The 23,639-nt window shown below is 34.0% G+C and carries 17 protein-coding genes, 3 pseudogenes and 1 riboswitch; of the genes and pseudogenes, 14 read left to right on the forward strand and 6 right to left on the reverse strand.

What is annotated here, in order from left to right; all coding sequences use genetic code 11:
• Positions 1 to 384: 384 nt before the first annotated feature.
• Positions 385 to 1,068 carry an epoxyqueuosine reductase gene (locus CLOCL_RS03430; RefSeq protein WP_014254039.1) on the forward strand — a complete coding sequence of 228 codons (684 nt, stop codon included), beginning with the start codon at positions 385 to 387 and terminating at the stop codon, positions 1,066 to 1,068.
• Positions 1,069 to 1,202: 134 nt separating this feature from the next.
• Here CLOCL_RS03430 and CLOCL_RS03435 read toward each other — a convergent pair whose 3' ends face one another.
• Complete coding sequence (locus CLOCL_RS03435) at positions 1,203 to 1,517, reverse strand: demethoxyubiquinone hydroxylase family protein (protein ID WP_014254040.1); 315 nt, start codon at positions 1,515 to 1,517, stop codon at positions 1,203 to 1,205.
• Between the two features lie 253 nt (positions 1,518 to 1,770).
• On the opposite strand from CLOCL_RS03435, the gene CLOCL_RS03440 reads away from it, so the two are divergent.
• Both CLOCL_RS03440 and CLOCL_RS03445 read left to right on the forward strand, forming a co-directional pair.
• Positions 1,771 to 2,217, forward strand: a complete 447-nt coding sequence (locus CLOCL_RS03440; RefSeq protein WP_014254041.1) for a staygreen family protein — start codon at positions 1,771 to 1,773, stop codon at positions 2,215 to 2,217.
• A 389-nt stretch (positions 2,218 to 2,606) separates the two neighbouring features.
• A complete protein-coding gene (locus CLOCL_RS03445) occupies positions 2,607 to 2,795 on the forward strand; it encodes a hypothetical protein (RefSeq protein WP_014254042.1) in 189 nt (62 codons plus the stop codon).
• On the opposite strand, the gene CLOCL_RS03450 is transcribed toward CLOCL_RS03445, so the two are convergent.
• Both CLOCL_RS03450 and CLOCL_RS03455 read right to left on the reverse strand, forming a co-directional pair.
• Positions 2,773 to 3,579 (reverse strand): dockerin type I domain-containing protein, encoded by an 807-nt coding sequence (locus CLOCL_RS03450; RefSeq protein WP_014254043.1) that lies wholly within the window; start codon positions 3,577 to 3,579, stop codon positions 2,773 to 2,775. The two genes, CLOCL_RS03445 and CLOCL_RS03450, sit on opposite strands and share 23 nt — an antisense overlap.
• Before the next feature lie 107 nt (positions 3,580 to 3,686).
• Positions 3,687 to 4,436, reverse strand: a complete 750-nt coding sequence (locus tag CLOCL_RS03455; RefSeq protein ID WP_051411270.1) for an RCC1 domain-containing protein — start codon at positions 4,434 to 4,436, stop codon at positions 3,687 to 3,689.
• Positions 4,437 to 5,051: 615 nt separating this feature from the next.
• Between CLOCL_RS03455 and CLOCL_RS23760 the strand changes: the two are divergent.
• A pseudogene (locus tag CLOCL_RS23760) lies at positions 5,052 to 5,231 on the forward strand (IS5/IS1182 family transposase); the annotation flags it as partial.
• A gap of 45 nt (positions 5,232 to 5,276) precedes the next feature.
• Positions 5,277 to 6,848: a DnaJ domain-containing protein gene (locus CLOCL_RS20880; protein WP_014254045.1), complete on the forward strand. Its 1,572-nt coding sequence runs from the start codon at positions 5,277 to 5,279 to the stop codon at positions 6,846 to 6,848.
• 295 nt (positions 6,849 to 7,143) lie between these two features.
• Here CLOCL_RS20880 and CLOCL_RS03465 read toward each other — a convergent pair whose 3' ends face one another.
• The 3 genes from CLOCL_RS03465 to CLOCL_RS03475 form a co-directional block, all read right to left on the reverse strand.
• Positions 7,144 to 8,361 (reverse strand): IS256 family transposase, encoded by a 1,218-nt coding sequence (locus CLOCL_RS03465; protein WP_014254046.1) that lies wholly within the window; start codon positions 8,359 to 8,361, stop codon positions 7,144 to 7,146.
• Positions 8,362 to 8,631: 270 nt separating this feature from the next.
• Positions 8,632 to 9,990, reverse strand: a complete 1,359-nt coding sequence (locus tag CLOCL_RS03470) for a tetratricopeptide repeat protein (protein ID WP_014254047.1) — start codon at positions 9,988 to 9,990, stop codon at positions 8,632 to 8,634.
• 223 nt (positions 9,991 to 10,213) lie between these two features.
• Positions 10,214 to 11,359, reverse strand: a complete 1,146-nt coding sequence (locus CLOCL_RS03475; protein ID WP_014254048.1) for a hypothetical protein — start codon at positions 11,357 to 11,359, stop codon at positions 10,214 to 10,216.
• Between the two features lie 191 nt (positions 11,360 to 11,550).
• Between CLOCL_RS03475 and CLOCL_RS23765 the strand changes: the two are divergent.
• The 9 genes and pseudogenes from CLOCL_RS23765 (at position 11,551) to CLOCL_RS03525 (ending at position 23,600) form a co-directional block, all read left to right on the forward strand.
• Positions 11,551 to 12,941: pseudogene (locus CLOCL_RS23765) on the forward strand (IS4 family transposase).
• 345 nt (positions 12,942 to 13,286) lie between these two features.
• The gene (locus CLOCL_RS03485) at positions 13,287 to 13,586 is read left to right on the forward strand and encodes a DUF2089 family protein (protein ID WP_014254050.1); all 300 of its coding nucleotides are present in this window, start codon (positions 13,287 to 13,289) and stop codon (positions 13,584 to 13,586) included.
• A gap of 3 nt (positions 13,587 to 13,589) precedes the next feature.
• The gene (locus tag CLOCL_RS03490; protein WP_014254051.1) at positions 13,590 to 13,898 is read left to right on the forward strand and encodes a hypothetical protein; all 309 of its coding nucleotides are present in this window, start codon (positions 13,590 to 13,592) and stop codon (positions 13,896 to 13,898) included.
• Between the two features lie 527 nt (positions 13,899 to 14,425).
• A riboswitch (cobalamin riboswitch) is annotated at positions 14,426 to 14,608 on the forward strand.
• Positions 14,609 to 14,778: 170 nt separating this feature from the next.
• Positions 14,779 to 17,103 (forward strand): anaerobic ribonucleoside triphosphate reductase, encoded by a 2,325-nt coding sequence (locus CLOCL_RS03495; RefSeq protein ID WP_027622556.1) that lies wholly within the window; start codon positions 14,779 to 14,781, stop codon positions 17,101 to 17,103.
• Positions 17,104 to 17,157: 54 nt separating this feature from the next.
• Positions 17,158 to 17,664 carry an anaerobic ribonucleoside-triphosphate reductase activating protein gene (gene nrdG / locus CLOCL_RS03500; protein WP_027622557.1) on the forward strand — a complete coding sequence of 169 codons (507 nt, stop codon included), beginning with the start codon at positions 17,158 to 17,160 and terminating at the stop codon, positions 17,662 to 17,664.
• A 1,055-nt stretch (positions 17,665 to 18,719) separates the two neighbouring features.
• Positions 18,720 to 20,342: a peptide ABC transporter substrate-binding protein gene (locus CLOCL_RS03510; protein WP_014254054.1), complete on the forward strand. Its 1,623-nt coding sequence runs from the start codon at positions 18,720 to 18,722 to the stop codon at positions 20,340 to 20,342.
• A 38-nt stretch (positions 20,343 to 20,380) separates the two neighbouring features.
• Positions 20,381 to 22,015: a sensor histidine kinase gene (locus tag CLOCL_RS03515; protein ID WP_014254055.1), complete on the forward strand. Its 1,635-nt coding sequence runs from the start codon at positions 20,381 to 20,383 to the stop codon at positions 22,013 to 22,015.
• Positions 21,990 to 22,637, forward strand: coding sequence for a response regulator transcription factor (locus CLOCL_RS03520; RefSeq protein WP_014254056.1), 648 nt, complete (start codon positions 21,990 to 21,992; stop codon positions 22,635 to 22,637). The genes CLOCL_RS03515 and CLOCL_RS03520 overlap by 26 nt, the downstream gene beginning before the upstream one ends.
• Positions 22,638 to 22,763: 126 nt before the next feature.
• Positions 22,764 to 23,600: pseudogene (locus tag CLOCL_RS03525) on the forward strand (effector binding domain-containing protein).
• Positions 23,601 to 23,639 lie beyond the last annotated feature (39 nt).

The raw sequence follows: 23,639 nt of genomic DNA on the forward strand, positions 1-23,639 counted from the left end.
GAACTCGCATATGCTCGCCCTTGACATCCATCCGACAGAGTACCTTAAGGTAGATATTATACAAAAACATAGAAAGGAGAATCTAACTTAGAAAAGCTAAAAATTTGTCTTGACAATGGGGGTCATTATAATGGTTTCATACCGGTTCTTATGGTTGATACTGAAACTGACAAATATTATAGAGTTACAGAAACAGGGTTATGGCTTATTTTGCCATATGATAAAGAAAACTAATTGATTCAGATTGATGCGCTAGTTTTGTTTACGAGTAGATATTGCAATTTTGAATGGAAGAGTTTAGAGGATTTATTTAAATAACGTGGAAAGCTTTTAATGAAATTATATCGATATGATATGTAATGTAGCGAAATGGAGGTGATTTTAGTGAAAAGAGCGATAAAAGAATTGGCATATCAGCTTGGGGCTGATGTTTGCGGTGTTGGAAGCATAGACAGGTTTGAAAATGCACCTACGGGTTTTTCACCTCTTGATTTATTTGATAAGTGCAAGTCTGTTATAGCACTGGGAGTAGCTTTACCTAAAGCATTATATGAAGTTTCGCCCAGATTGCTGTATGGTCACTTTAATAGTAAAATATGCTCTATTCTTGATGACATTGAATTGAAGTTTGCTAAAGAATTAGAAAAGAGATATAACTGTCTTGCTGTTCCGGTTCCTTGTGATACACCTTATGAGTATTGGGATGCGGAAAACATGACTGCAAAAGGACTGATTTCGATGAGTCACACAGCTGTCCTATGCGGACTTGGTTCTATCGGAAAAAGTTCATTGCTCATCAATCCTGAATATGGAAACCGTCTTACAATAGGAACTGTACTTACTGATCTGGAATTGGAATCGGATGATTTACAGCCGGATTTGTGTATTGATGGATGCAGTAAATGTATCGATAATTGCCCTGTGCAGGCGATTGCAGATAAGAGAGTCAATCAAAAGCTTTGCCGCCAGAATATTTTTGGGAAAACAGCCAGAGGCTTTGATACTGTTAATTGCAACAAATGCCGTACCAAATGTCCTATGAGATTCGGAATAACAAAGTCAAAATAAGTGTTGTATTGAATAAGTACAAATAACTAGCCGACCTGGGACTTAGTTTTAGGTCGGCTTTTTGAAGTTGATGGCTAATTCTGATATAAAGCAAATCTGAATTATTTCTTGTCAGAATGATTCGAATTCAGATATTACTGTAATGGAGCCTGAAAATTTTGTGCCTGCTGTTGTTGGATCTTCTGTCTGCCTTTCTCAGTATGCTCAGCCTCTTTTGGACAAATCATATAAAGTAGCTGTTGTAGTTCGCCAACATGCTGTCTTTCTTCATCAGCTATATGATAAAGAACTTTTTTCACGCGTTCATCATTTGTTGCCATTGCGTGAGCCTCATATCCGATAATGGCTTCTAGCTCATCAGCAATATTGATTCGCAGAGCCTGAGCTAATTCTTCATTAGACATTTGCCGTGGTACATTTGCTATAAAGGGATTTCCTAAAAGTGCCATATTAACACATCCTTTATTGAATTTCTGGTTTAGTTATTTTTTGAAGCTTTTCAAAATTTTATACTAGCATCGGCATACATTTATTGAAGCAATAATTAGGTGGGGTGTGTGCAATCTATATTTATATTAGGGGAAAGCACATTGATGCCATACAGGTTAGTTTTTTACCGCACCTTTCTTTGTACTGTACATATAATATTATGAAGACATTGAATCAGATGAAATGTGCATTTAAATATAGGGAAGTGATATTATGAAAAGACTCGATACAGATAAGTTGTATGTAGATTTCAGAGCTGGTGTTACAATGACTCAGCCTATAATAGGGCGTAAATATACATTAACGCACTCAGATATAACTGCAGACCTCTTTCTCGCCATAGGTCTGCAGTTTGCATATGATAAGGTAAATGCCATGAGAGATGAAGTGCTTGCAGAATGGAGAACTAATAATGGATTTCCGTTCTTGTATGTGTATGTATATGTAGATGGTCAGTTTGATCCGGCAGTAGCTGCTAAGCGTATTGAAATTTTTAAGCGTGAGCTGCCCTTAGCTTTGGAAGCTATCCGGTATGGGGATAGAAGATTATTTGCAGCTCACCCTGAGTTGGACAAAGCCCCGATATGGATACATTTTGGCTCAGCAAACCTGGAGTACAACTGGTTCGAGAACTGGGGAACTCCTAAAGATTATATGTAAGATGGAATATTATTAAAACTAGCATTCTATGTATTTTTGATTTATATATAGAAAGCTGAACTTAATATTTTCTACTGGCACTTTTGGTATTAGTGACTATGCTCTTCTTCAGCATCTTTTTTTATTTTGACGATGGGTGATGTTTTTCACAGATATATGATAACCAGGTAATAAAATCTAAGATTGCAAACTTTTTATCTGTAACATATTTTATTCCTCCCATATAATTATAAATGTAACAAGGCTACAGCATTTTCTCCTTTCTAAAAAATATTTGGTGAGGCTACTAGAAAATGCGATTACCTTTTACAAAAGGCTAAGGGGGTTCTTCCATCTATAATCATTGGGTGAGCTTAGAAACCCCGCTACCCTTTAAAATGGAGGAATATATGAACAAAATTTATTTAAGAAGAAAGAATAAAATAATAATCAATACCGGACTGGCGTCCACTCCAAACACAAGGGAAGTTGCTACAATTCTGAAGAATATTGAAAGTCTTGGATATACTTTTTTTAAGAAATTGGTTACGATTGTACTGCCTGGAATTCTAACAATTAAGTTGCACCAACAGGTATAGCTTTAATAATACCCAGCAAAAAACTCCTCAGAATGGCAAAGTCAATAGAATCAACTTCGCCATTACGATTTAAATCAGCTGACTTTATACCGTATTCATAGGGAAACTCTTTGCTATACCCAAGTAAATAGATTTTTAGTAAAGCAAAGTCTATTGAATTGACAAGTTTATCACCATTCAAATCTCCGTAAATATAGGGAGTACTCCGAACCATGGTTATTCCTAAATAATCAATATTAGGACTACCATCAGTTGCTTTTGATGTAACTCTGATAGTATTAGTCCCTTTATTAAGGTCGGCCGTAATAGTTTGGCTTTTCAAAGTTGTCCAATCTCCTGTGGTATTGAAGTCCAAGATTCCTAACACATTTCCGTTAACTTCAATTTCCATAGGTCTATTATCTGTACTTCCATTTACATATCTGAAATTAAGTATAGCAGTACCTTCGTAAGGAGCACTTACAGTCCACTCAATGTAACTTCCGCTTTCATTATAAAAGTCTACATAACCTATGCCCGAATAATTAGCATTTGCGCTTTTGATAACTGTATTATATATGTAGGAATCCTCTGCCTCGCAGATTGTTTCTGCCGATGGATCTATCAAAAACACTGTATGCTTGGGCGTAGATAATTCTTGAATTCTGTTCTCGGTAACAGCTATTCTATAATAATTATCAAGAGATTGAATTTGATCTTTCGGAGCAAACAATAAATAAGCAGATTTTATTGCATTATTAGTGTTATCCAATAAAACTTTTAGCAATTCTAAATCTGAAATCAATGAGGCGGCTTCCGCATTTTCAGGAAGTTTATCTAGTGCATTAATTACGGAAATTATTGAGTTTTCTCTTTCTAATTTTTGATTAAGCCAGTCAATATTACCCCAAATCAGAACTGTACCATCTTGTTTTCAGCTAATGAATGCATATCTCCTGCATCAATTAACTTTATATTTTCAGCATTATCAGGGATAGAGCACTGACGCTCATAATTCCGTCCCCATGCTATTATTGTACCATCTTTCTTTAGAGCAAGAGAATGATATGATACGGCACTGATTGCAACGATATCGTTAACATTTTGTGGTATTTTGCACTGATTGTCGCTGTCATCTCCCCAAGCAACAACGGTGCCATCATCCTTTAGTGCCAGTGAATGTTTTGCACCCGCACTGATTGCTATTACATGACTTTTTGCTTCAAGAGGAACATTGCACTCACCATATGTATTAGTTCCCCATGCTATTACTGAACCATCATTTTTTAATGCCAGAGAATGATTTATACCAGCGGAAATAGCGATTACATCACTTTTTGCTTCTGAAGGAACTTCGTAGGAACTATCCCAACTTACTACTGAGCCGTCCGTTTTTAATGCCAAAGAATGTCCGCCTGCAGAAATAGCTTTAACTTTGCTTTTAAACTCTGAGGGCATATTATATGTATTCTTAGATCCCCAGGATACAACGGAACCGTCAGCACTTAATGCAAGGGAATGGGTCAATCCGGCAGATATGTCTATAAATTTGCCTACAGGAGGATAACATTGATTCAAATTGTTACTACCCCAAGCTATAATTTCTCCATCCTTATCGAGTACAAGAGAAAAACTTCCTCCTGCAGAAATCTTATTAACCAATGGTGAATACTTCATTGTATCATTGGCAAAAACGTTTATTGCACTAATTGAATTAACAAATAATGATATAAGAGTAATAAATAAAAGACTTTTTAAACTTTTTTTATCCTTAACATATAAAACTCCTCTTTTAATAGTAATAAATTGTACCTATTAATAGAATATCATACAAGTTATACCAGATTAATAAGATATCATATTTAGAAGCAGAACTCAAGAATATAAACTGTTAATTATGCACCAGACAATGTTGACAAATTACTGTTTTTTCTGTATTGTCCACTTATAGATTAACAGAACTTTTTTTGATAACAAGCTGGGTAAAATTTTGAACATATTGGTTTATGACTTTATGATCAATATCTACTTTACATAAAAGAAGAATCTGTTAAAGTTTGATGACATAGAAAATTTTTAAAGTAATATAACCAGAAAATAGGTATAATAGTAGGAAGCATGGGATACTGATACAAATACTGCAACTTAAGATTTCAAAAAATGGTTATTATGTTATGAATGAGCTGTTGCACTAAGAAATTTAGTGTAGCAGCTCTTTTATATCTAAAAACAAAATCTAGACTTCGAAAATTCCGGATTTTGGTGTAAAATATATTTATGCCACTAAATAATTTAATACATAAAGATTATACCATTAGTGGTGAGTTCTATCAGTTAAAATTACCATAAAATATTGAGTACATGAAACCTAATGATTATTCTTTCAGGTTGCTGGGGCGAATAGTTGAGGAGATGGATTTATCAGAATTATATAATACCTATTCCCTTATAATGAGGATTTCCGTATAATTGTACAACAAAATTTAAACAAGAGGTAAAATTATGAATCTATATGATGTTTTAGAAGTTAGCCAAGAAGCTTCTCAAGAAATGATTAAAGATGCTTACAGAACATTGGCGAAAAAATATCATCCGGATTTATATACTGGAAGTGATAAATCAAAAGCTGAAGAGAAAATGAAGGAAATTAATTATGCGTTTGATATTCTGGGAGATCCGATTAAGCGGCGAAAATATGACGAATCATTAAGAAAAGAAAGTTTTAAGAATTATAAAACAAATGAAAGTTTTAAGAATTATAGAACAAATCAAAAAGCATATTCAAGTTATACCTGGTATTGGAATGATGAAGCAAATCCATATTATACAAATAGAAATGAAACATCATATTCGTCAAAGAAGACTGAAAATGACGAAAGTATGCCCTTTTATTATAAAGAATATATTATTTCCGGTATATTATGGATAATTGCTGGTCTGATTTTAGTTTGTATTATATATAGTTTAAAATCTGCCAGTAAGGGAGTTCGCATAATTTTTTGGAGTACAGTACTGTGGGGTATAATAAACTTTGTAAGAGGGTTAATCTTTAAAATTGCGTATGAAGATGAGATAAAAAATGGAGAAAGAAAATACAGTATCCCTGAATGGTTTGTTCCAAGTAATATTGTTTTAGCAATAATTATTATGATATTTTTCATCAATGTATATAATAAAGACTATAAGAGTAGTATAGCATATCAAATTGCACGTAATAACTCCATAGCTATAGGAATGGATAAAGAAACAGTAAAAAAAATTATGGGTGATCCTGATAGTGTTGAAAGTCGTCCTGCACTTGACGAAGAAATCTGGAAATACGACGATTCAACGATAACTTTTAACAATGAAGGTGTAGTTAAAGAATGGCATAACAGGTCTAATAATTTATCCGTATATATGGGAGATAAGGTTGAAGGCGCAGTATTCAAAATTGGATCGAGTAAAGAGGATGTAGTAAGAGCTATGGGAACACCACATTATATTTACACAATATCAAGTTCAGGCAAAGAGATCTGGGGCTATGAGTATTCAACTGTTACATTTGATTATAGAGGTCTGGTAATAGAATGGGATAATGTATCTAATTATCTATCCGTATATATGGGAGACAAGACTGAAGATGCCGTATTTAAAATTGGATCAAGTAAACAAGATGTAATAAGAGCGATGGGAACACCAGATGATATTTTAAGAGAAACTGAACCAAGTAAAGAGATCTGGAAATATGAGAATTCAACTGTTACATTTGATAGTAGAGGTTTGGTAACAGAATGGAATGACCTATCAGATAATCTGGCTGTGTATATGGGAGATAAAGTAGAAGGTGCCGTATTTAAACTTGGATCAAGTAAAAAGGATGTAATAAGAGCGATGGGAACACCTGACAGTATTTTAAAAAGTTCTACACAAAACCGAGAAATCTGGGGCTATGAGGAATCAACTGTCACATTCGATAATAAAGGTTTTGTAATAGCATGGATTGATGTATCTAATAATCTAGCTATAGATATGGGAGATGAAGATGAAGGTGCAGAACTTAAATTTGGATGGGATGAAAGTGAATCTGATTGAAGAATCTTTAATTTTTATTCGGGAATGTAAGTAATTTTGTGTATCATAATTTATGTAATCCTTCTTTAGCAAGTAAATTTTAGTTGACAAGGTTTACAGAATATTGTTTTTTATTGCCTTTCCATTGTATATTATTGCCGGATTTATTAAGTTTTATACATAAACTTGATTAAATCTGGCAATAATCATTTATAATGGTCAGTATTAGCCTTTTAAACCTATATTTTTAATTTTGTGAGGTCTAGCCCATCCGGCGATGAGGATGAGCCCTTGAGGGCGGTGGGGGTGAATGCTTTTAAATATACTCTTCCAGCCTACCTGGATATTGGATTACCAATTGGCTAAGTACTCTATCCCAGTTTTTGTAACGTTGTGTCCATTTTTTTACTACATTCATTGATGCTAAATATAAAATCTTTTCTAGTGAACTGTCTGTTGGAAATATTGTTTTTGTTTTTGTGACCTTACGAAACTGACGATGTAGTCCTTCAATTATATTTGTAGTATAAATTATTTTTCGTATTTCTTCTGGAAATTTGAAAAATGGACTTATAACATCCCAGTTATTTTCCCAACTACGTATTGCAAAAGGATATTCCTTTCCCCACTTTTCTTTAAGTTCATAAAGTTTTTCTAATGCTATTTCTTCATTAATAGCATGATATACTTCTTTGAAATCATTACTAAATGCTTTTAGGTCTTTGTATGGCACATACTTAAAAGAATTTCTCAGCTGATGTATTATGCAACGCTGCACTTCAGATTTTGGATATGCAGCATTTATGGCTTCCTTAAGTCCGGTAAGTCCATCAACACAAAAAATTAAAACATCCTGTACTCCTCTATTTTTAAGGTCATTCAGTACACCAAGCCAAAATTTTGACGATTCATTATCACCAATCCATATCCCTAAGATATCTTTATATCCATCAATAGTAACTCCTAGAACAACGTAAGCTGCCCGGTTTGTTATTCTTCCTTCATCCTTTACCTTATAATGAATTGCGTCCATAAATATAAAAGAATATATAGGTTCAAGAGGTCTTTGCTGCCATTCTTTTATTTCTGGAGCAATTCTGTCAGTAATCTTGCTAACCATCTCCGGAGACAGGCTGAATCCATAAAGTTCTTCAATTTGTTGACTAATATCTCTTGTAGACATTCCCCTTGCATATAGAGCTATAACTTTTTCCTCAATTCCGGAAACATTACGCTGATATTTTGGGATAATTTTAGGTTGAAATTCTCCTTTACGATCTCTAGGCACTTGTATATCAATTTCACCAAACTCACTTTTTATTTTTTTTGGTGTATAACCATTACGGCTATTATCGGTATTTTTATTTGCCACATCATCTTTTGCATAACCCAATTCTGCTTCAAGTTCTGCCTCAAGCAGTTCTTGAATAATATCTTTAAAAATGTCTTTTAGATATGCATTTACATCTGATACGCTTTGGAAATTATTTTCCCGAACTAATTGCTTTATATGTTCTTTTGATAGTGTTGACATAAAATTCTCCTCCTTAGCTTTTCTTATTAGAAATTCTTGCCAAGAAGGAGAACATTCAATCTCTTATACACAAGATTTTTTACATCCTCTTTTATTCCATCGATAAAATTTTAAAATATCTTAATTAAGGTGCTTTTGCACCTATAAATACTACAACTTAAGATTTGTAAATCAAGTTTTTATATTGTTATATTTAGAATTCGGTAAAGGATATTTACCGAATTCTAAATATATAGTGCCTTATGTGCTTTGTGCACTTATTAATTGGCATCAGCAAAAATACGAACCCTTTACAGGACTGTCCGTGTTGTAATGTAACCTTTTAAAACTATCTTTTAAACCACCTTTCAAGTAATCCTTTCTTTCATAATAGAACTCCAGAATATCCTTAAAATCGGGATTGATTTCTACTTCTTCTTTTGCAATAGATTCGGCAATTTCCTCAGCCGGCCTTAAATCAGGTTCCGATTTGTCAATTTTATTTGTTTCAGGATTTATTTTTGGAGAACCGCCTTCCCAAGGGAATATATACATCTGTGTCATAAAGCCACAAACATCAGGTGCTATCAATGAATTTTCCAGCCAGTTGTGATTTAATGCGAAGGTCACTGTATTGCCTGTAATGTTAACAAGCTCCGGATAACCGTTAAATTCACTTGTGTCTCCTGCAACTATTAAACCGTTTTGCACCGATTCATTTCTATTGTATTGTTTACAATCTACACCGAATATCTTTGAAATTGCTTTGCCCAGGATTTCAGAATTACGACCCGGTAAAATATATATTGATTCCGGATACCTTTCAAGTTTTATCAGATATTCTTTAAGCTTGCATATAATCATTTTTACATCGCTATTCGAACCGAATTTGGCTACATATCGTCCTCCTGCCACCTTTAAAGCATTTTCAGCTATACTGTTGTCAAAATAATCGAGAATAGCTGTGCCATACTGGATATAGTGCCAGATTCTAATTATATATTCAGGGTTTTCTACTGTTTTATATCTTAACAGACATTCTTCCAGCTTACTGATTGCGGCATAAATGGCTGCTGTATTTTTATTGCGTATAGCTGAATTATCTTTAAAAAATTGCATTCTTGTTCGACTGATAAATTCCTCGATGCCATCGGGCTTGTTGGATAACAGCGAGCACCAATATAGCTGACACCAAGCCCAAAAACTGTCGCCTAAATCAATTCTCTTTAATAGTTCCATTCCCTTTTCAGGTTGAAATTGTGCAGTATATGCAATTGCCAACTCCATAGCTACACCTAGGGAGTTCCTTGACAATATTAATGAACGCTGGAGAAAGGGAATTGCCATTCGATAATTATCAGCATTTATGAAATGATGCCCTAAATCGTAAAAAGGTTTATAATTATTAAAATCTGTAATAGCGTTTTTGAACAGACTTGCTTCATCATGTGCACCCAGCTTTTCAAGTGTTAAAACGGCCAATTCATAGGTTGGTGTGAAATCAGGGTCAATACAAAAAGCAAACGTCTGTAGTCTTAGCGATTCACTATAATCACCTTCATCAAAGGCTTTTTTTGCTGCTGTATAATTCTTAATTGCAGGGGACTCATATTTATCTTTTTTTCCAAAAACTTTATCGGATGTATCCATATATTTCTCCTTTTTTACTGGCTTTAATATACTTTAGAATTATTAAAACTATTTATATTATATATAACCGGCTTTTAAAAAGTAAACAGTTAAGTGTCAAATTCCAATTTTGCAGATACCTGATTGGTTAGGCTGCATAGGGTTAGTTATTGAAGTAGCAGGTATTATCATGGATATCTGCATAATTATGAAATTATTTATACTGCTCCAAAGATGTAAGTATTTAGTATAAGCTTAAATCAATAAGTTTTCCGTTTTTTCGCAAATGGAATGCTGCGTCCATTAATCCAAAACCCTCTTTTGATGCCATGCTATTAATGAATTCCAATTGATAAACTACTTTTGCTGTTTGAATATCAATAACCACTATTTCATTTATTTTTTTTCCATCTACTCTCATAACTCCATATAGCTTACCGTCATACAAGGAAAAAAACGACCCGCAAAAAAAGTTAGAAACTTTCCCGTATTCCGATTCTATTTCTATATATTTAGATTCCGAAAGTTTGAAATTTTTATCATAATACTTTAAGCATGGTTTATATGTATCTTTTTCGCAAGCTAGCACTAAATATCCATCGTCTAGCGGAAATATCTTTTCAATATAATCGGTCTCAAAAAAAGTTTCTGCTGACTTTGTTTTAAAATTATATCTTAGAATTACTCCACCATTTTCATTCTGAGTTATTTGATTATTTCCGGAGCTTTTAATTTTATATTCAGAAGTTGCCTTAATATAATTATCATTATCAATAAAAACGCCTCCTAATTCTGCAGCTGCTGAATCAACTTCAAACTCGTCAAAGGGCACTTCTAAAATTTCTATTGTATAATCTTTTTTATTAATTTTATATATTTTGCTCGAATGCACATACACTGCATCTTCTGTGATTTGATAGGTATATATGTTGCGATCCTCGTCGTTTTTAATTGTAATTTCCTTTACGTCATTTTCGTACAGAAAATAAATTTTCCAATCAAAAGAATCGTATGCTTCATATAGAAATAATTCATATTCAACTGTATTTGCATAATAGATTAATTGTCCATATGTATCGGATAATAATTTATCTAGTTTTAATTGTTTTATTAGTTTTATTTCCGAACTCACCGGATATTTATTGGCAAACGTTTTCTTGTATTTATCGTTACTGGCAGTAATTTTTTTGTTTTCCCATAAATAAGTTCTGGAATTTCTAAATTTTATATCATCATACAAAAGGGTAGCAACAATATTTGAATCTGAAATATCATCAATAATTACTTTACATTTAATATCTGTTGTTCTAGCTTTATTCGAACAACCTTGAAGGACAATTAAGCAAATTGAAATACAAAAAATTAAGATACATTTTTGCCAAAATTTCATTTTCATTCAACCTCTTTCAATTTAGTTCAAAAAATTTACATAAATAAATCAACTTTCGCACGTGAATAATGTGCACTGAACATTGAAAAATCAATAGATTTGGGCAATAAAAAAGTACAAGAACCCCCTTCTATGTGATATAATAGAAGTACCCAAACCCTATTAAATCGACAATTTGGAGGTTCTTGAACATGTCTATTGTATCACAGAAGGTTAAGGAAGAAAATAGATTTTCTTTGACAGTTGATAACTTTTTCAAAATGTTTTCTGTAGGCTATCTGTTAAAAAAGTCAAACGCATATAAAGATAAAGGTATTCCTTGTCTTACGGTATTCAAAGTACTGTTTGAACTTGTTTTTACAGGCAAAAATCTGTTTATGAACTATAAAGCAGAAAGCTTTGATATACCATTTGCAAGGGATGTGGTCTACAGATTCTTAAATTCCATACATATCAACTGGCAAAGATTTTTATATTTGCTTTCTGCAAAGGTCATAAATCATCATATCGATAGATTAACGTCAGATGAACGGGTTGATGCCTTTGTAATTGACGATTCCTTCTACAGTAGGACAAGAAGCAAGTCAGTTGAGCTTTTAAGTTGGGTCAAAGATCATGCTGACGGCAATAAGAATAAAAAAGGCTTTCGTATGCTTACACTTGGTTGGACAGACGGTAATTCATTTATTCCTGTGGCCTTCAACCTTTTAAGTTCAACAAATCCAAGGGTTTGCATTAATCCAGCGAAAAATACTATAGATAAAAGAACCGTTGGTTTTAAACGCCGACAGAATGCCTTAGCCACTTCACCGGAATCTGCTCTGTCTATGCTGGAACAAGCAGTTGCTACCGGTATTAAAGCAAAATATGTTTTATTTGACAGTTGGTTCTCCTTTCCGGCTACTATTATCAAAATTTGTAAGATGAATCTTAATGTGATAGCTATGGTAAAGGATACTCCCAAGATTTACTATAACTTCAATGGTGAAAAAAATCATTGAGAGAGATATACCGAACTGTCAGGAAACGTAGAGGAAGATCAAAATACCTTGCTTCAGTTATGGTAGAATTACACGATAAAGAAGGAAACCACATTCCGGCAAAAATTGTCTTTGTCCGTGACCGAAGAAACAAGAGTAAATGGCTAGCTCTCATATCTACAGATACTAGTCTTCCCGAGACAGAGATAATCAGGATATACGGAAAACGCTGGGACATAGAGGTATTCTTCAAGATGTGTAAGTCATACCTTAAGCTGGCTAAGGAATTTCAAGGTCGTTCTTATGATATGATGGTTGCCCATACAACTATTGTTTTTTCAAGGTACATTATGTTAGCGGTTGAGAACCGCAATAATACTGATTTACGCACTATTGGTACTTTGTTCTACTATTGCTGCGATGAACTTGAGGACATTAAATTCCATGAGGCACTGCAGCTTATAATAGAGGCTTTAAAAACTACTTTACAGGAAAAACTGCTTTTGACAAAGGAAACAGTCAACGAGTTTCTCAACTACTTTGTCACTTGTTTGCCTGTTCATATCAAGGCAAAGCTATCAGTTGTTTCCTGCGAAAGTTGATATATTATATATAAGGCTTTTGAAAAGTAAATACTTAATTAGTATTAAATTCTAATTTTGTATAACTGTTTCAAGCAAAATAAATAGATCACAATAGTTATGTATAACAAGAAAATCATTGCAGTTGATTATAGATTATGGGCAATAGTGAAAAACAGAAAATAAACATATGATGGAAATTAAGGGAATTTGAATTGATTTCAGCCTAAAATGAATATAAGACGCCTGGACAGTGTTCCAGGCATTATTGTTTGAGATTGATTTTGATATTTATTAAAGTTTTTCTATAATATTGATTTTAATATTATTAAATGTTATAATTAATAATATTAAAGGAGGAAAATTATGGGACTTGAAGTGATTCCGGAATGGATAATCAATCTTGATGATGAAGATGTATCCTTTATCAAAAAGTTTATATTGGCTTCCGGTTCTCTGAAAGAAATAGCAAAGCAATATAACGTGACTTATCCGACAGTCAGACTTAGGCTTGACAGACTTATTCAGAAAATCCAAGTAAATGACGATTTTGAAAGCGATCCATATATTGCTTTAATTAAAAGACTTGCTATAAACGAAAAGATAGACTTTGATACAGCAAAGATGCTAATTGGCGAATATAAAAAGATTAAAGGGAAGGTATGATTCATGAGGGGGTTAATAATTTTAGCTTTTATTGTTGGTGTGGTTTTGTTACAAATATTTTTATCTAAAACAGAGAGCAGGTGGCCGGGACTCGTATTACCGATAATTGCGTTTCTATTTAGTTTCTTTTTACCTCTTAACATGATGATTCCTGATGATGGCGCGACGGCAAGTTTTTATGTTCAGATGGCTATGTTGTGGTTATTTGGGAACATTCCTGCCATCATTTTACTGGCTATTTATTTTGTCTGCCGGGAAAAATACCGCCGCAAAAAACAGTTGGATAAAATGATTATTCAGGATTTGAATTGATTTTGCCAACTGAATATCTTAAAATTGATGAATTGTCAAATTATCAAGCCAGTGTAAAATTACTGTAGGAAAGAATAAATAATAGATCATATCTTTTGATAAAATGTCTATTAAGAAAGTAAAATCAATGGGAGGCTTCTTGTAAATAATATTTTACAAATATTTGCCAAATAAAGAATTAAAAATTATTGAAAAAAGTATTATCTCTCATTTAAGAGGGGCAAGATTTAACCGAAATGGTTTCAGGGATATAAAAGAAACTGACGCTTTAGAACGTTCATTGTGTTATATATCCTTGAAACTCTTTTTGTTTGATTCATGTAGAATATTTCCCATCGAGTATTTATATATCGTAAATTCCGATAATGGGATTATGCTTTTATGATGATGCTTTTTACTAATATGAAGTTTTATTAATATTCAAATTATCACTTTACTATAGTTTTTTTTTAAAATTCTATGTTATAATCGTATAAGGTCAATAAGATTATTGACACAATATGTTGTGTATGATAATATTAATATAACTAAATATTGTTATTACAGGTGGCTGTTAACTGCAGCTTAAAAGGGAATCAGGTGAAAATCCTGAACGGTCCCGCCGCTGTGATGGGGAGATACTTCATATTAGAGCCACTGGATAAAATCCGGGAAGGAATGGAGTATCGTTGAACCAGAGTCAGAAGACCTGCCTGTAATATTGCACCATAGACTCTACGAGCGATAGAGGGGTGTATTATACATATATGAGATCATAGATACAGAATAGGTATTTTATGTGGGGAGCCTCTTGACGTTTGTCGAGAGGTTTTTATGTCACTAAACAACACAAAACTCAATTTAAAAGAGGGTGCAGAATTAAATGAATACAAAGGTTAGAATGATTACAAAGATCCGAAAGAGAGATGGAAGGGAAGTACCATTCAATATTGAGAAGATAACTAATGCTATCTTTAAAGCAACCAGAGCAGCAGGAGAGGAAGATTATTCAGCAGCTATGGCTCTTGCCGAAAGAGTAGTGGAACAGCTGCACAGGGACTTGGGTAAAAAAGTTCCCGGTGTTGAGGAAATTCAGGATGTTGTTGAGAGGGTTTTAATTGAGGAAGGATATGCTAAAACCGCAAAGGAATATATATTATACCGAGCTGAGCGTACCCGTGTAAGGGAAATGAATACTCGGTTGATGAAGATATATGAAGAGTTAACTTTCAAAGAATCCAAGGATAATGATTTGAAAAGGGAAAATGCCAACATTGACGGTGATACCGCAATGGGAACCATGCTTAAATACGGTTCTGAGGGTGCGAAACAGTTTTGTGAGATGTTCATATTGAAGCCTGAACACGCAAAAGCTCATAAAGAGGGAGATATCCATATACACGATTTGGATTTCCTTACCCTTACCACTACATGCTGTCAAATTGATGTGGTTAAATTATTCAAAAATGGCTTCAGCACAGGTCATGGTCATTTAAGGGAACCAAACGATATTCACAGTTATTCTGCCCTTGCTTGTATAGCCATTCAGTCCAATCAGAACGATCAGCACGGAGGGCAAAGTATACCTAATTTCGATTACGGAATGGCATCGGGAGTTGCAAAAACTTATTTAAAACTCTACAGGTTAAACTTGGGCAGAGCATTGGAGTTATTATCCGGTAAAGAGGATGCCGCAGCCCTGGTTAACCAAATTTCCAGGAAGCTTGCCGATGAGGAAAAGGTTTATCCAACATTGGAGAACAGTGAAAAATATTTTGAATTGGAACAAAAGTGTCTTGCAGAATATATATCGGATGTTGCAATTATCCAACGGGCTCAGGCTTTTGCTGCCGAAAAGGCAAGGGAGGAAACCGACAGAAGTACGTATCAGGCCATGGAGGCTTTCATTCACAATATGAATACCATGCACAGCAGAGCAGGTGCCCAGGTGCCTTTCAGTTCAATAAACTACGGTACCGATATATCTCCCGAAGGGAGAATGGTTATTAAGAATATACTTCTGGCTACTGAAGCGGGACTGGGAAATGGAGAAACACCTATATTTCCTGTGCACATATTCAAGGTTAAAGAAGGAGTTAACTACAATCCGGGAGATCCTAACTATGATTTGTTCAAACTTGCCTGCAGAGTAAGTGCCAAAAGATTGTTCCCGAACTTTTCCTTCCTGGATGCTCCCTTCAACCTTAAGTATTACAAACCTGGACATCCGGAAACAGAGATAGCCTACATGGGCTGCAGAACAAGGGTTATAGGCAATGTGTATGATTCTTCCAGAGAAATAGTAAACGGAAGAGGAAATTTGAGCTTTACCACAATAAATTTGCCGAGGATTGCGTTAAAAAGTAAGGGAAATATCGGTATATTCTATGAAGAACTGGATAAGAAAATAGATTTGGTAATTGATCAGCTTCTGGAGAGGTTTGAAATACAGGCAAGAAAGAAAGTCAAAAATTATCCTTTCCTGATGGGTCAGGGGATATGGATTGATTCTGACAAACTTGGATGGGAAGATGAAGTTAGAGAGGTTCTGAAGCACGGGACCCTCACAACGGGCTTTATTGGATTGGCAGAATGTTTAAAGGCATTAACAGGAAAGCACCATGGTGAATCTGAAGAATCTCAGAAGCTTGGTTTGGAAATCATAAGACATATGAGGAAGCGTATGGATGAAGCCAGTAAAAAATACAATATGAATTTTACCCTGATTGCAACTCCTGCTGAAGGTTTGGCCGGAAGATTTGTCAAGATGGACAGAGCAATTTTCGGTTCAATTGAAGGTATTACCGACAGAGAATATTATACAAACAGCTTCCATGTTCCGGTGTACTATGAAATCAGCTTCTTTGACAAAATAAGGATTGAAGCGCCTTATCACGAGCTGACTAATGCCGGACACATCACATATGTTGAGGTGGATGGAGACCCGACACAGAACCTTGAGGCTTTTGAGAAAATTATAAGAACTATGAAAGAAGCCGGTATAGGATACGGATCTATCAATCACCCGGTGGACAGAGACCCAGTGTGCGGATTTACCGGAATTATCGGTGATACATGCCCTTCCTGCGGCAGGAAAGAAGGAGATGTAAAATTTGAAAGGATAAGGCGTATTACCGGGTATCTGGTGGGTTCTGTTGAAAGATTTAATGATGCAAAGAGAGCAGAGGAACGTGACAGGATAAAGCATATGTCCTTTTGCATATAGATTGAATTCAATTTACTGATAAATTTTATTTGATTGGTTGATATGGTGATTTTAGTGGAAACTTATATAAGAATTGCAGGAATAATAAAAGAATCAATAGTGGATGGACCGGGAATACGAATGGTAGTTTTTGCCCAGGGCTGCAAACATAAATGCCCTGGCTGCCATAACCCGGAAACCCACTCTTTTGATGGAGGTACATTGGTAACAGTTGATTCAATAATTGATCAGGCAAAAAAGAATCCTATGCTGGATGGTATCACATTCAGCGGAGGTGAACCTTTTGAACAGGCTGAGGCTTTTGCCGTTCTTGCCAAAGAAGCAAAAAAGCTGAACCTTAATATAGTAACTTATACCGGTTACACTTATGAATACATCATGGAGAACTTATCTGGTTTTAGTGGTTGGGAAGCATTGCTTAATGAAACTGATATACTTGTGGATGGCAGGTATGAAGAAGATAAAAGAAATCTTCTTTTGAAATTCCGGGGTTCGGAAAACCAGAGGTTAATTGACGTTAAAAGGACAAAATCCGAAAACAGAATTGTTGTTATGGATTAGTAAAAGGGAATCGTTATATAATACCTTGCTAAAGTTATTAATATAACGATTATTTTTATTTTAAGTATGATAATGGAATGACTTGTTGAAAGAGACAAAGAAAATAAAATGGAAGCCTTACAAAGGAAAGTGAAAAGATATATTGGCAAAAAATTTCCTTCCTGGAAATTAAAAACTATACCAGGAAGGAATCCTCTATTCATTACAAGCAAAATTGTTGTCCCCCGAAAAAACGTTACTTTAAAAATTTTATAATCAATGAGTTTGCATGTTCTAGTTAATATAACGGTTTATTAGATTAAACTTATGCTGCTTTATTATATAGAAAGCATATCTGTATAATTTTATGCATAGTTTATTGCAGCTGTAGCAGTTTTATAAAATCCATTGATTTTTTGTATTGTAATTTCCAATTCTATCAAGTTTATAAGTCTGTAAATTATTATAACCTTTGTTAAGTCAAATACCACAACGTTTTGGCAAAATATACGGACAGAATATATTGTTTAAAATGTCTATAAAATATATTGAAAGATATGATTCAGTTCAAAATAATACTTTAAGTTAAAATGTATTTTATAGAATTGTTTTATTATTTCTGCATACGTATGCACGATTTGAGGAGTTATCGGTAATATTACTTTACCCTTCAGTAACCCCTTTCGATTTTTGTATTAATTCTTAGGCCTTAATAATTTCCGTCCCGCCAAGCGATTAACACAAAAATCGGAATAAATATTACAACAAGTTAACTCCACCTAAATCATATAAACAACAAACAACTTAACTTATAATTCAATAAAAAGATTGCTTTTTATCTCTTTATGCTATAAGTATGCTGCAGCAGTTAAGTTTAATTATAGTATATACTATTTACAAATATAGGCAATATGTCGATTGTCATTAAAATTATTACATTTGTCATATATTTTGAAGTCAAACATTATAAAAGTAATTGGACACTTTATGAAAGACAAATGGTTTGTGAGAAATTGCAATTAATTTAAGATATGGTATTATATTATTAAAAAAGGTAAACTTTAGGGGGAGAACTGGTGAAAAACTGTAATACCTGCATAATATTGAAAAAGAGTTTTATATTTTTTATTACATTTATCATAATTCTAACTACCGGCTGCATGCAAAAAAATAAAACGGAACAGAATTTGGTGGTAGCTGTTCAGCATGGAGTAATATCATTGGACCCTGCATTTTTAAGATTGCTGAATGAGCAATATATAGCATGTAATCTATGGGAGGGGCTTGTCAGAAAGAACCTTAACGGCACTATCGAACCGGGTATAGCAGAAAGCTGGGATATATCGGAAGACGGTTTGGAGTATGTATTTAAGTTGAGAAAAAATGCTTTCTGGAGTGATGGAAAACCTGTTACCGCATATGATTTTGAGTATGCCTGGAAACGGGCTTTAGATCCTAATAAACAATCGGCTGTAGTATTTATGATGTATTATCTTAAAAACGGTGAAGCTTATAATAGAAATGAATGCACAAAAGATGATGTGGGGGTTAAAGCAATAGACGAATATACACTTAAAGTTACACTCGAAAAACCTATTTCATATTTTCTGGAAATACTTAATTACCATACTTATTATCCCGTAAGACAGGATATTATCGAAAAAGATCCGGATTCATGGTACAGAAAGCCATATTTGATGGTGAGCAATGGCCCTTTTTGTTTAGAGGATTGGGAAGAGAATAAACAGATTAGGACAATAAAAAATCCTTACTATTGGGATAAGGAGAATGTAAAGCTTAACTCTGTAAGATACCTTATAGAAAGAGTAGATGACGAAGAAATATGGACAAGATATAAAGAAAAAAAGATAGATTTCGGATATGTATTTCCGGATGATATTGATATAGCGGACGAAATTGCCACCGGAAGAAATAATGTATTTGCCGATGACTCGCCAACAACTTATTACTTATGTATTAATTCAAAAAATAAACCTTTTGATGATGTAAGAGTTAGACAAGCTTTAGAACTTGCAATTGATAGAAACCGCATTGTTGAAGAAGGAAAAATGAATGAACAGGTAGCGACCGGTTTTGTTCCCTATGGTATACCTGATGCAGAACCGGGCAGTGATTTCAGAATAGTTGGCGGCCACTATATGAGCAAAGATTTCTCAGAAGAAAATGTAAATAGGGCAAAAGAACTGCTTAAAGAAGCCGGGTATGATGATTTAAGCAAATTTCCGACTATTGTACTGCTTACAAGAAATACTGAAAAGGCTAAGTATATTGAAGAATCCTGGGAAAAAAATCTAGGAATCAATGTAGAACTTGATGTGTGCAAAGATGTGCTGTATTCGCAAAAAAAGGACAATCAGGAATTTGACGTAATAATTAATAGCTGGATAGCAGATTTTCTGGATCCTATAAACTTCCTTGGATTTTTAGCCAGTGAAAGTGCTTTTAAAGGTATACTTCCATCGGAGTATTATACTCTTGTTAATAATTCTACAAAAACTCCGGACAATCATCTTAGAGTAGGAATGTTACATGAAGCTGAAAAAATATTAATGGACTCTTATACTATAATTCCTTTGTTTTATGGAAAAGATGCTTATTATGTGCAGCCATATGTAAAAAACTACATAAAAACTCCTTTGGCTGAAATCTATTTTAGAAATGCTTATATAGACAAATAAGAAAGCAATTTACTTGTAATTGGGGAATGAAAGGGACAATGAAAAAAGTTATAGAAGCTAACAACAGTTTATTAATTAAAAATACAATATTAATATTATTTGTTTTGTTGAATGCAGTTTTCTTTTTTATTTCATATGTGACAAATAATAAAGATTTTGAAGTTATGCTAAGTCAAAGTATGGATCAGCAACTGGAAGTTGTAGAGGGTTTTTTCAGATATCCTGAAAACATAATAAATATTTTATCTCAAAATGAAGATTTGTCAATGTATGAGAACGGAAAAGGGGACAGATTTTTTCGTTCTAAGATATTATCATTATTTGAATCAGTTATTATTCCCGATTCCAGAATAAGCAATATCTACTTTGTTCCGAAGGAAAATGAGACTATTTCTTATAAATTTATAGAACCAGGTATTAATTTAACGGATAAAAACTGGTTTTCGGAAACCTTAGAAAGGAAAACTCAGTATAACTGGGTATCCCATAAAAGCGAGTTCTCCAATGAGGATGTTATCAGCTGCTTAAGGAAAGTAGTGGATAAATATGGCAATTATATAGGTGTAGTTGGTTTGGACATTGAATTGTTTAAATTGTCGGAGTTAGTTAAAGATAAGAAAATCGGCAATAATGGATATTTCATGATATTGGATGATAAGAATAAAGTAATAGCAACTCCGCATTATAATTATCTTGGACAAAGGATATCCGACAGTAACCTTGATAACATGGACTATAACTCTGCTAAAAGTTTTACACTGGATATATTCGGCTGTAAAAGTAAATGTATAATATATCAGCTTGAAGAACTTCCGTGGAAAGTTGTCAGTGTAATTCCTAATAGTGAAATAACTCACGGTATTGTAAGTTCGTCACTTTTGTTTTTCGTATTTAGCATGGCTAGTCTGATAATAGCGTTCATCATGTATTCAAAGAATAAAATCACTGAAGTTGCCAATAGGGAACTCAAAATTGCCAATGAAAAGCTAAAGGAGTATGCTTCTACAGTAGAAGAGAACGCAGTTTTAAAGGAACGGAACCGCTTGGCCAGAGATGTCCACGATACCCTTGGATATACGCTTATTGCACTAATAAAACTTATAAGCGAAAGTATATCGTTATGTAGGGTAGATGTTGTTGAAACTGAAAAAAGGCTCAATAATGCGCTTAAAACCACAAAGGACGGTTTAAAAGAAGTAAGGCGTTCACTTTACGGCTTGATTCCGCAGGAACTGGAGCAAAATAGTTTGTTTGATGCTCTGGAAAAGTTGGTCAATAACTTTGAGCATTTGGGAGTGAAGGTCGAACTTTCAGTAAATAAGTTAGAAGAGAATATCGGTATGGAATATAAAGAAGTGATATATAGGGTTTGTCAGGAAGCATTGACAAACTCAGTGAAGCATGGTAAAGCATCGGAAGTTAATATAGTGATTAAATTTACAGATACCCATATAAAGCTTTTTATTTTTGACAATGGAATTGGGTGTGATAAAAAACGCAAAGGTAAAGGATTCGGATTGCAGGGGATGAGACAAAGAATTGAAAAGCTCAATGGAGAAATCCAATACGGTTCAGGTGATGGGGAGGGCTTCAATATTCATATTGAATTGCCTTTAAATAAGACAGAAATGGGGGACGAAAATATTTATGATAAAAGTTGTGTTGGCAGATGATCAGTCTATATTGAGGGAAGGCATCAAGAAAATCCTTGAACAGGATAAAGATATTAAAGTTGTTGGATGTGCTAAAAACGGTAAAGAGGCTTTAAAATTATGTCAGCAATTTATGCCGCATGTGGTATTAATGGATATAGAGATGCCCAAATGTGATGGGGTTGAAGGAACCAAACTGATAAAAACTATGTTCAGCAATATAAAAGTAGTTATGCTTACAGTTTTCAACGATGATGAAAGAATACAAAACGCATTAAACTATGGGGCTGATGGATATTTATTAAAAGATATAGATGAAGAAGAATTGATACTGAGCGTTAAAGGTGTGGCAGCTGGCTTGGGAATTATGCATAAGGATACATATAACAATGTTGTAAAGAAAATAAATTCTTATTCTAAAATATCAATAATTGAAAATAAAGGACTGAATGTATTTTTATCTGAGAGAGAAAAAAGCATAATAAGACTTATTGTTGACGGAAAGAGCACAAATGAAATAGCTAAAATTTTGCATCTCAGCGAGGGAAGTATAAGAAATGCCATTTCCGGTATATTAAAAAAACTTGATCTTAAAGATAGGACTCAGTTGGGGATTTTTGCGGTTAAAAACGACATTGTTTAATTCGAATATTTTTGCTTACTGAAACTATACTTAAATATATTTACAATGAAGGGCATAAAAAGTCGGGTACGGCTCTCCGATGGGTGGTACAATAGGATTACAGGCAGAAAGGAGCCAAATAGTGTGATTGGGTGGATAGAGGGTATCCAAAATGCAATTGAGTACATTGAGGAGAATCTTACAGAATAACTGAATATTCAAGAAATTGCTGAAAAAGCATGTGTTTCGGCGTTTCATTTTCAGAGAATATTTACTGTACTTTGCGGTTTCACAGTAGGAGAGTATATCAGAAATCGCAGGCTCAGTATTGCAGCAGAGGAACTTTCCAAAGCGGATGCTAGAGTAATTGATGTTGCAATGAAGTACGGTTATGATTCTCCCGACAGTTTTACCCGTGCATTCACCAAGTTTCACGGTATTTCTCCTTCAGCCGCTAAATTAAAAGGTGCAAATCTAAAGTCCTTTGCACCGCTGAAAATAAAATTAACATTGGAGGGCGGAACAATGCTGGAGTATAAGATTGTTGAGAAGCAACAGTTTACTGTTATGGGTAAAGTAAGAAGTTTTAATACCGATACTTCCTATGATGAAATTCCAAAGTTTTGGCAAGAGCATATGCAAAGCGGTGAGAATAATATTGTTTGCGGAATGTATGGGATCTGTATAGACAGCGATGGGAAGAATTTCGACTATATGATTGCGGACAACTATTTGCCGTGGAATGAGATTCCTGAAGGCTATGTAACTAGAGTGATTCCTGCAGGAACATGGGCAGTATTTCCATGTAGAGGGCCATTGCCGAAATCATTGCAGGATGTTAATACAAGAATATGGAGTTAGTGGCTGCCCAATTGCAAAGAATATAAGCTGGCAGGAAACTATAACGTTGAAATGTATACCCCACCCACAGAGAATCCGGAGGATTATTATTGTGAAATTTGGATTCCGGTTGAGAAAGTTTAGGTAATGGTATATCTATTTGATAATGTTTTGAGGAGATAG

The organism is Acetivibrio clariflavus DSM 19732 (assembly GCF_000237085.1).
Classification (GTDB): Bacteria; Bacillota; Clostridia; order Acetivibrionales; family Acetivibrionaceae; genus Acetivibrio; species Acetivibrio clariflavus.

What these genes read in the sequence shown, in the direction of transcription:
- CLOCL_RS03520 (WP_014254056.1), top strand. Translation starts at nt 21,990, where the DNA reads ATGATAAAAGTTGTGTTGGCAGATGATCAGTCTATATTGAGGGAAGGC.
- CLOCL_RS03515 (WP_014254055.1), top strand. Translation starts at nt 20,381, where the DNA reads ATGAAAAAAGTTATAGAAGCTAACAACAGTTTATTAATTAAAAATACA.
- CLOCL_RS03475 (WP_014254048.1), bottom strand. Translation starts at nt 11,359, where the DNA reads ATGAAATTTTGGCAAAAATGTATCTTAATTTTTTGTATTTCAATTTGC.
- CLOCL_RS03490 (WP_014254051.1), top strand. Translation starts at nt 13,590, where the DNA reads ATGAGGGGGTTAATAATTTTAGCTTTTATTGTTGGTGTGGTTTTGTTA.
- CLOCL_RS03435 (WP_014254040.1), bottom strand. Translation starts at nt 1,517, where the DNA reads ATGGCACTTTTAGGAAATCCCTTTATAGCAAATGTACCACGGCAAATG.
- CLOCL_RS03445 (WP_014254042.1), top strand. Translation starts at nt 2,607, where the DNA reads ATGAACAAAATTTATTTAAGAAGAAAGAATAAAATAATAATCAATACC.
- CLOCL_RS03495 (WP_027622556.1), top strand. Translation starts at nt 14,779, where the DNA reads ATGATTACAAAGATCCGAAAGAGAGATGGAAGGGAAGTACCATTCAAT.
- CLOCL_RS03485 (WP_014254050.1), top strand. Translation starts at nt 13,287, where the DNA reads ATGGGACTTGAAGTGATTCCGGAATGGATAATCAATCTTGATGATGAA.
- CLOCL_RS20880 (WP_014254045.1), top strand. Translation starts at nt 5,277, where the DNA reads ATGAATCTATATGATGTTTTAGAAGTTAGCCAAGAAGCTTCTCAAGAA.
- CLOCL_RS03440 (WP_014254041.1), top strand. Translation starts at nt 1,771, where the DNA reads ATGAAAAGACTCGATACAGATAAGTTGTATGTAGATTTCAGAGCTGGT.
- CLOCL_RS03465 (WP_014254046.1), bottom strand. Translation starts at nt 8,361, where the DNA reads ATGTCAACACTATCAAAAGAACATATAAAGCAATTAGTTCGGGAAAAT.
- CLOCL_RS03470 (WP_014254047.1), bottom strand. Translation starts at nt 9,990, where the DNA reads ATGGATACATCCGATAAAGTTTTTGGAAAAAAAGATAAATATGAGTCC.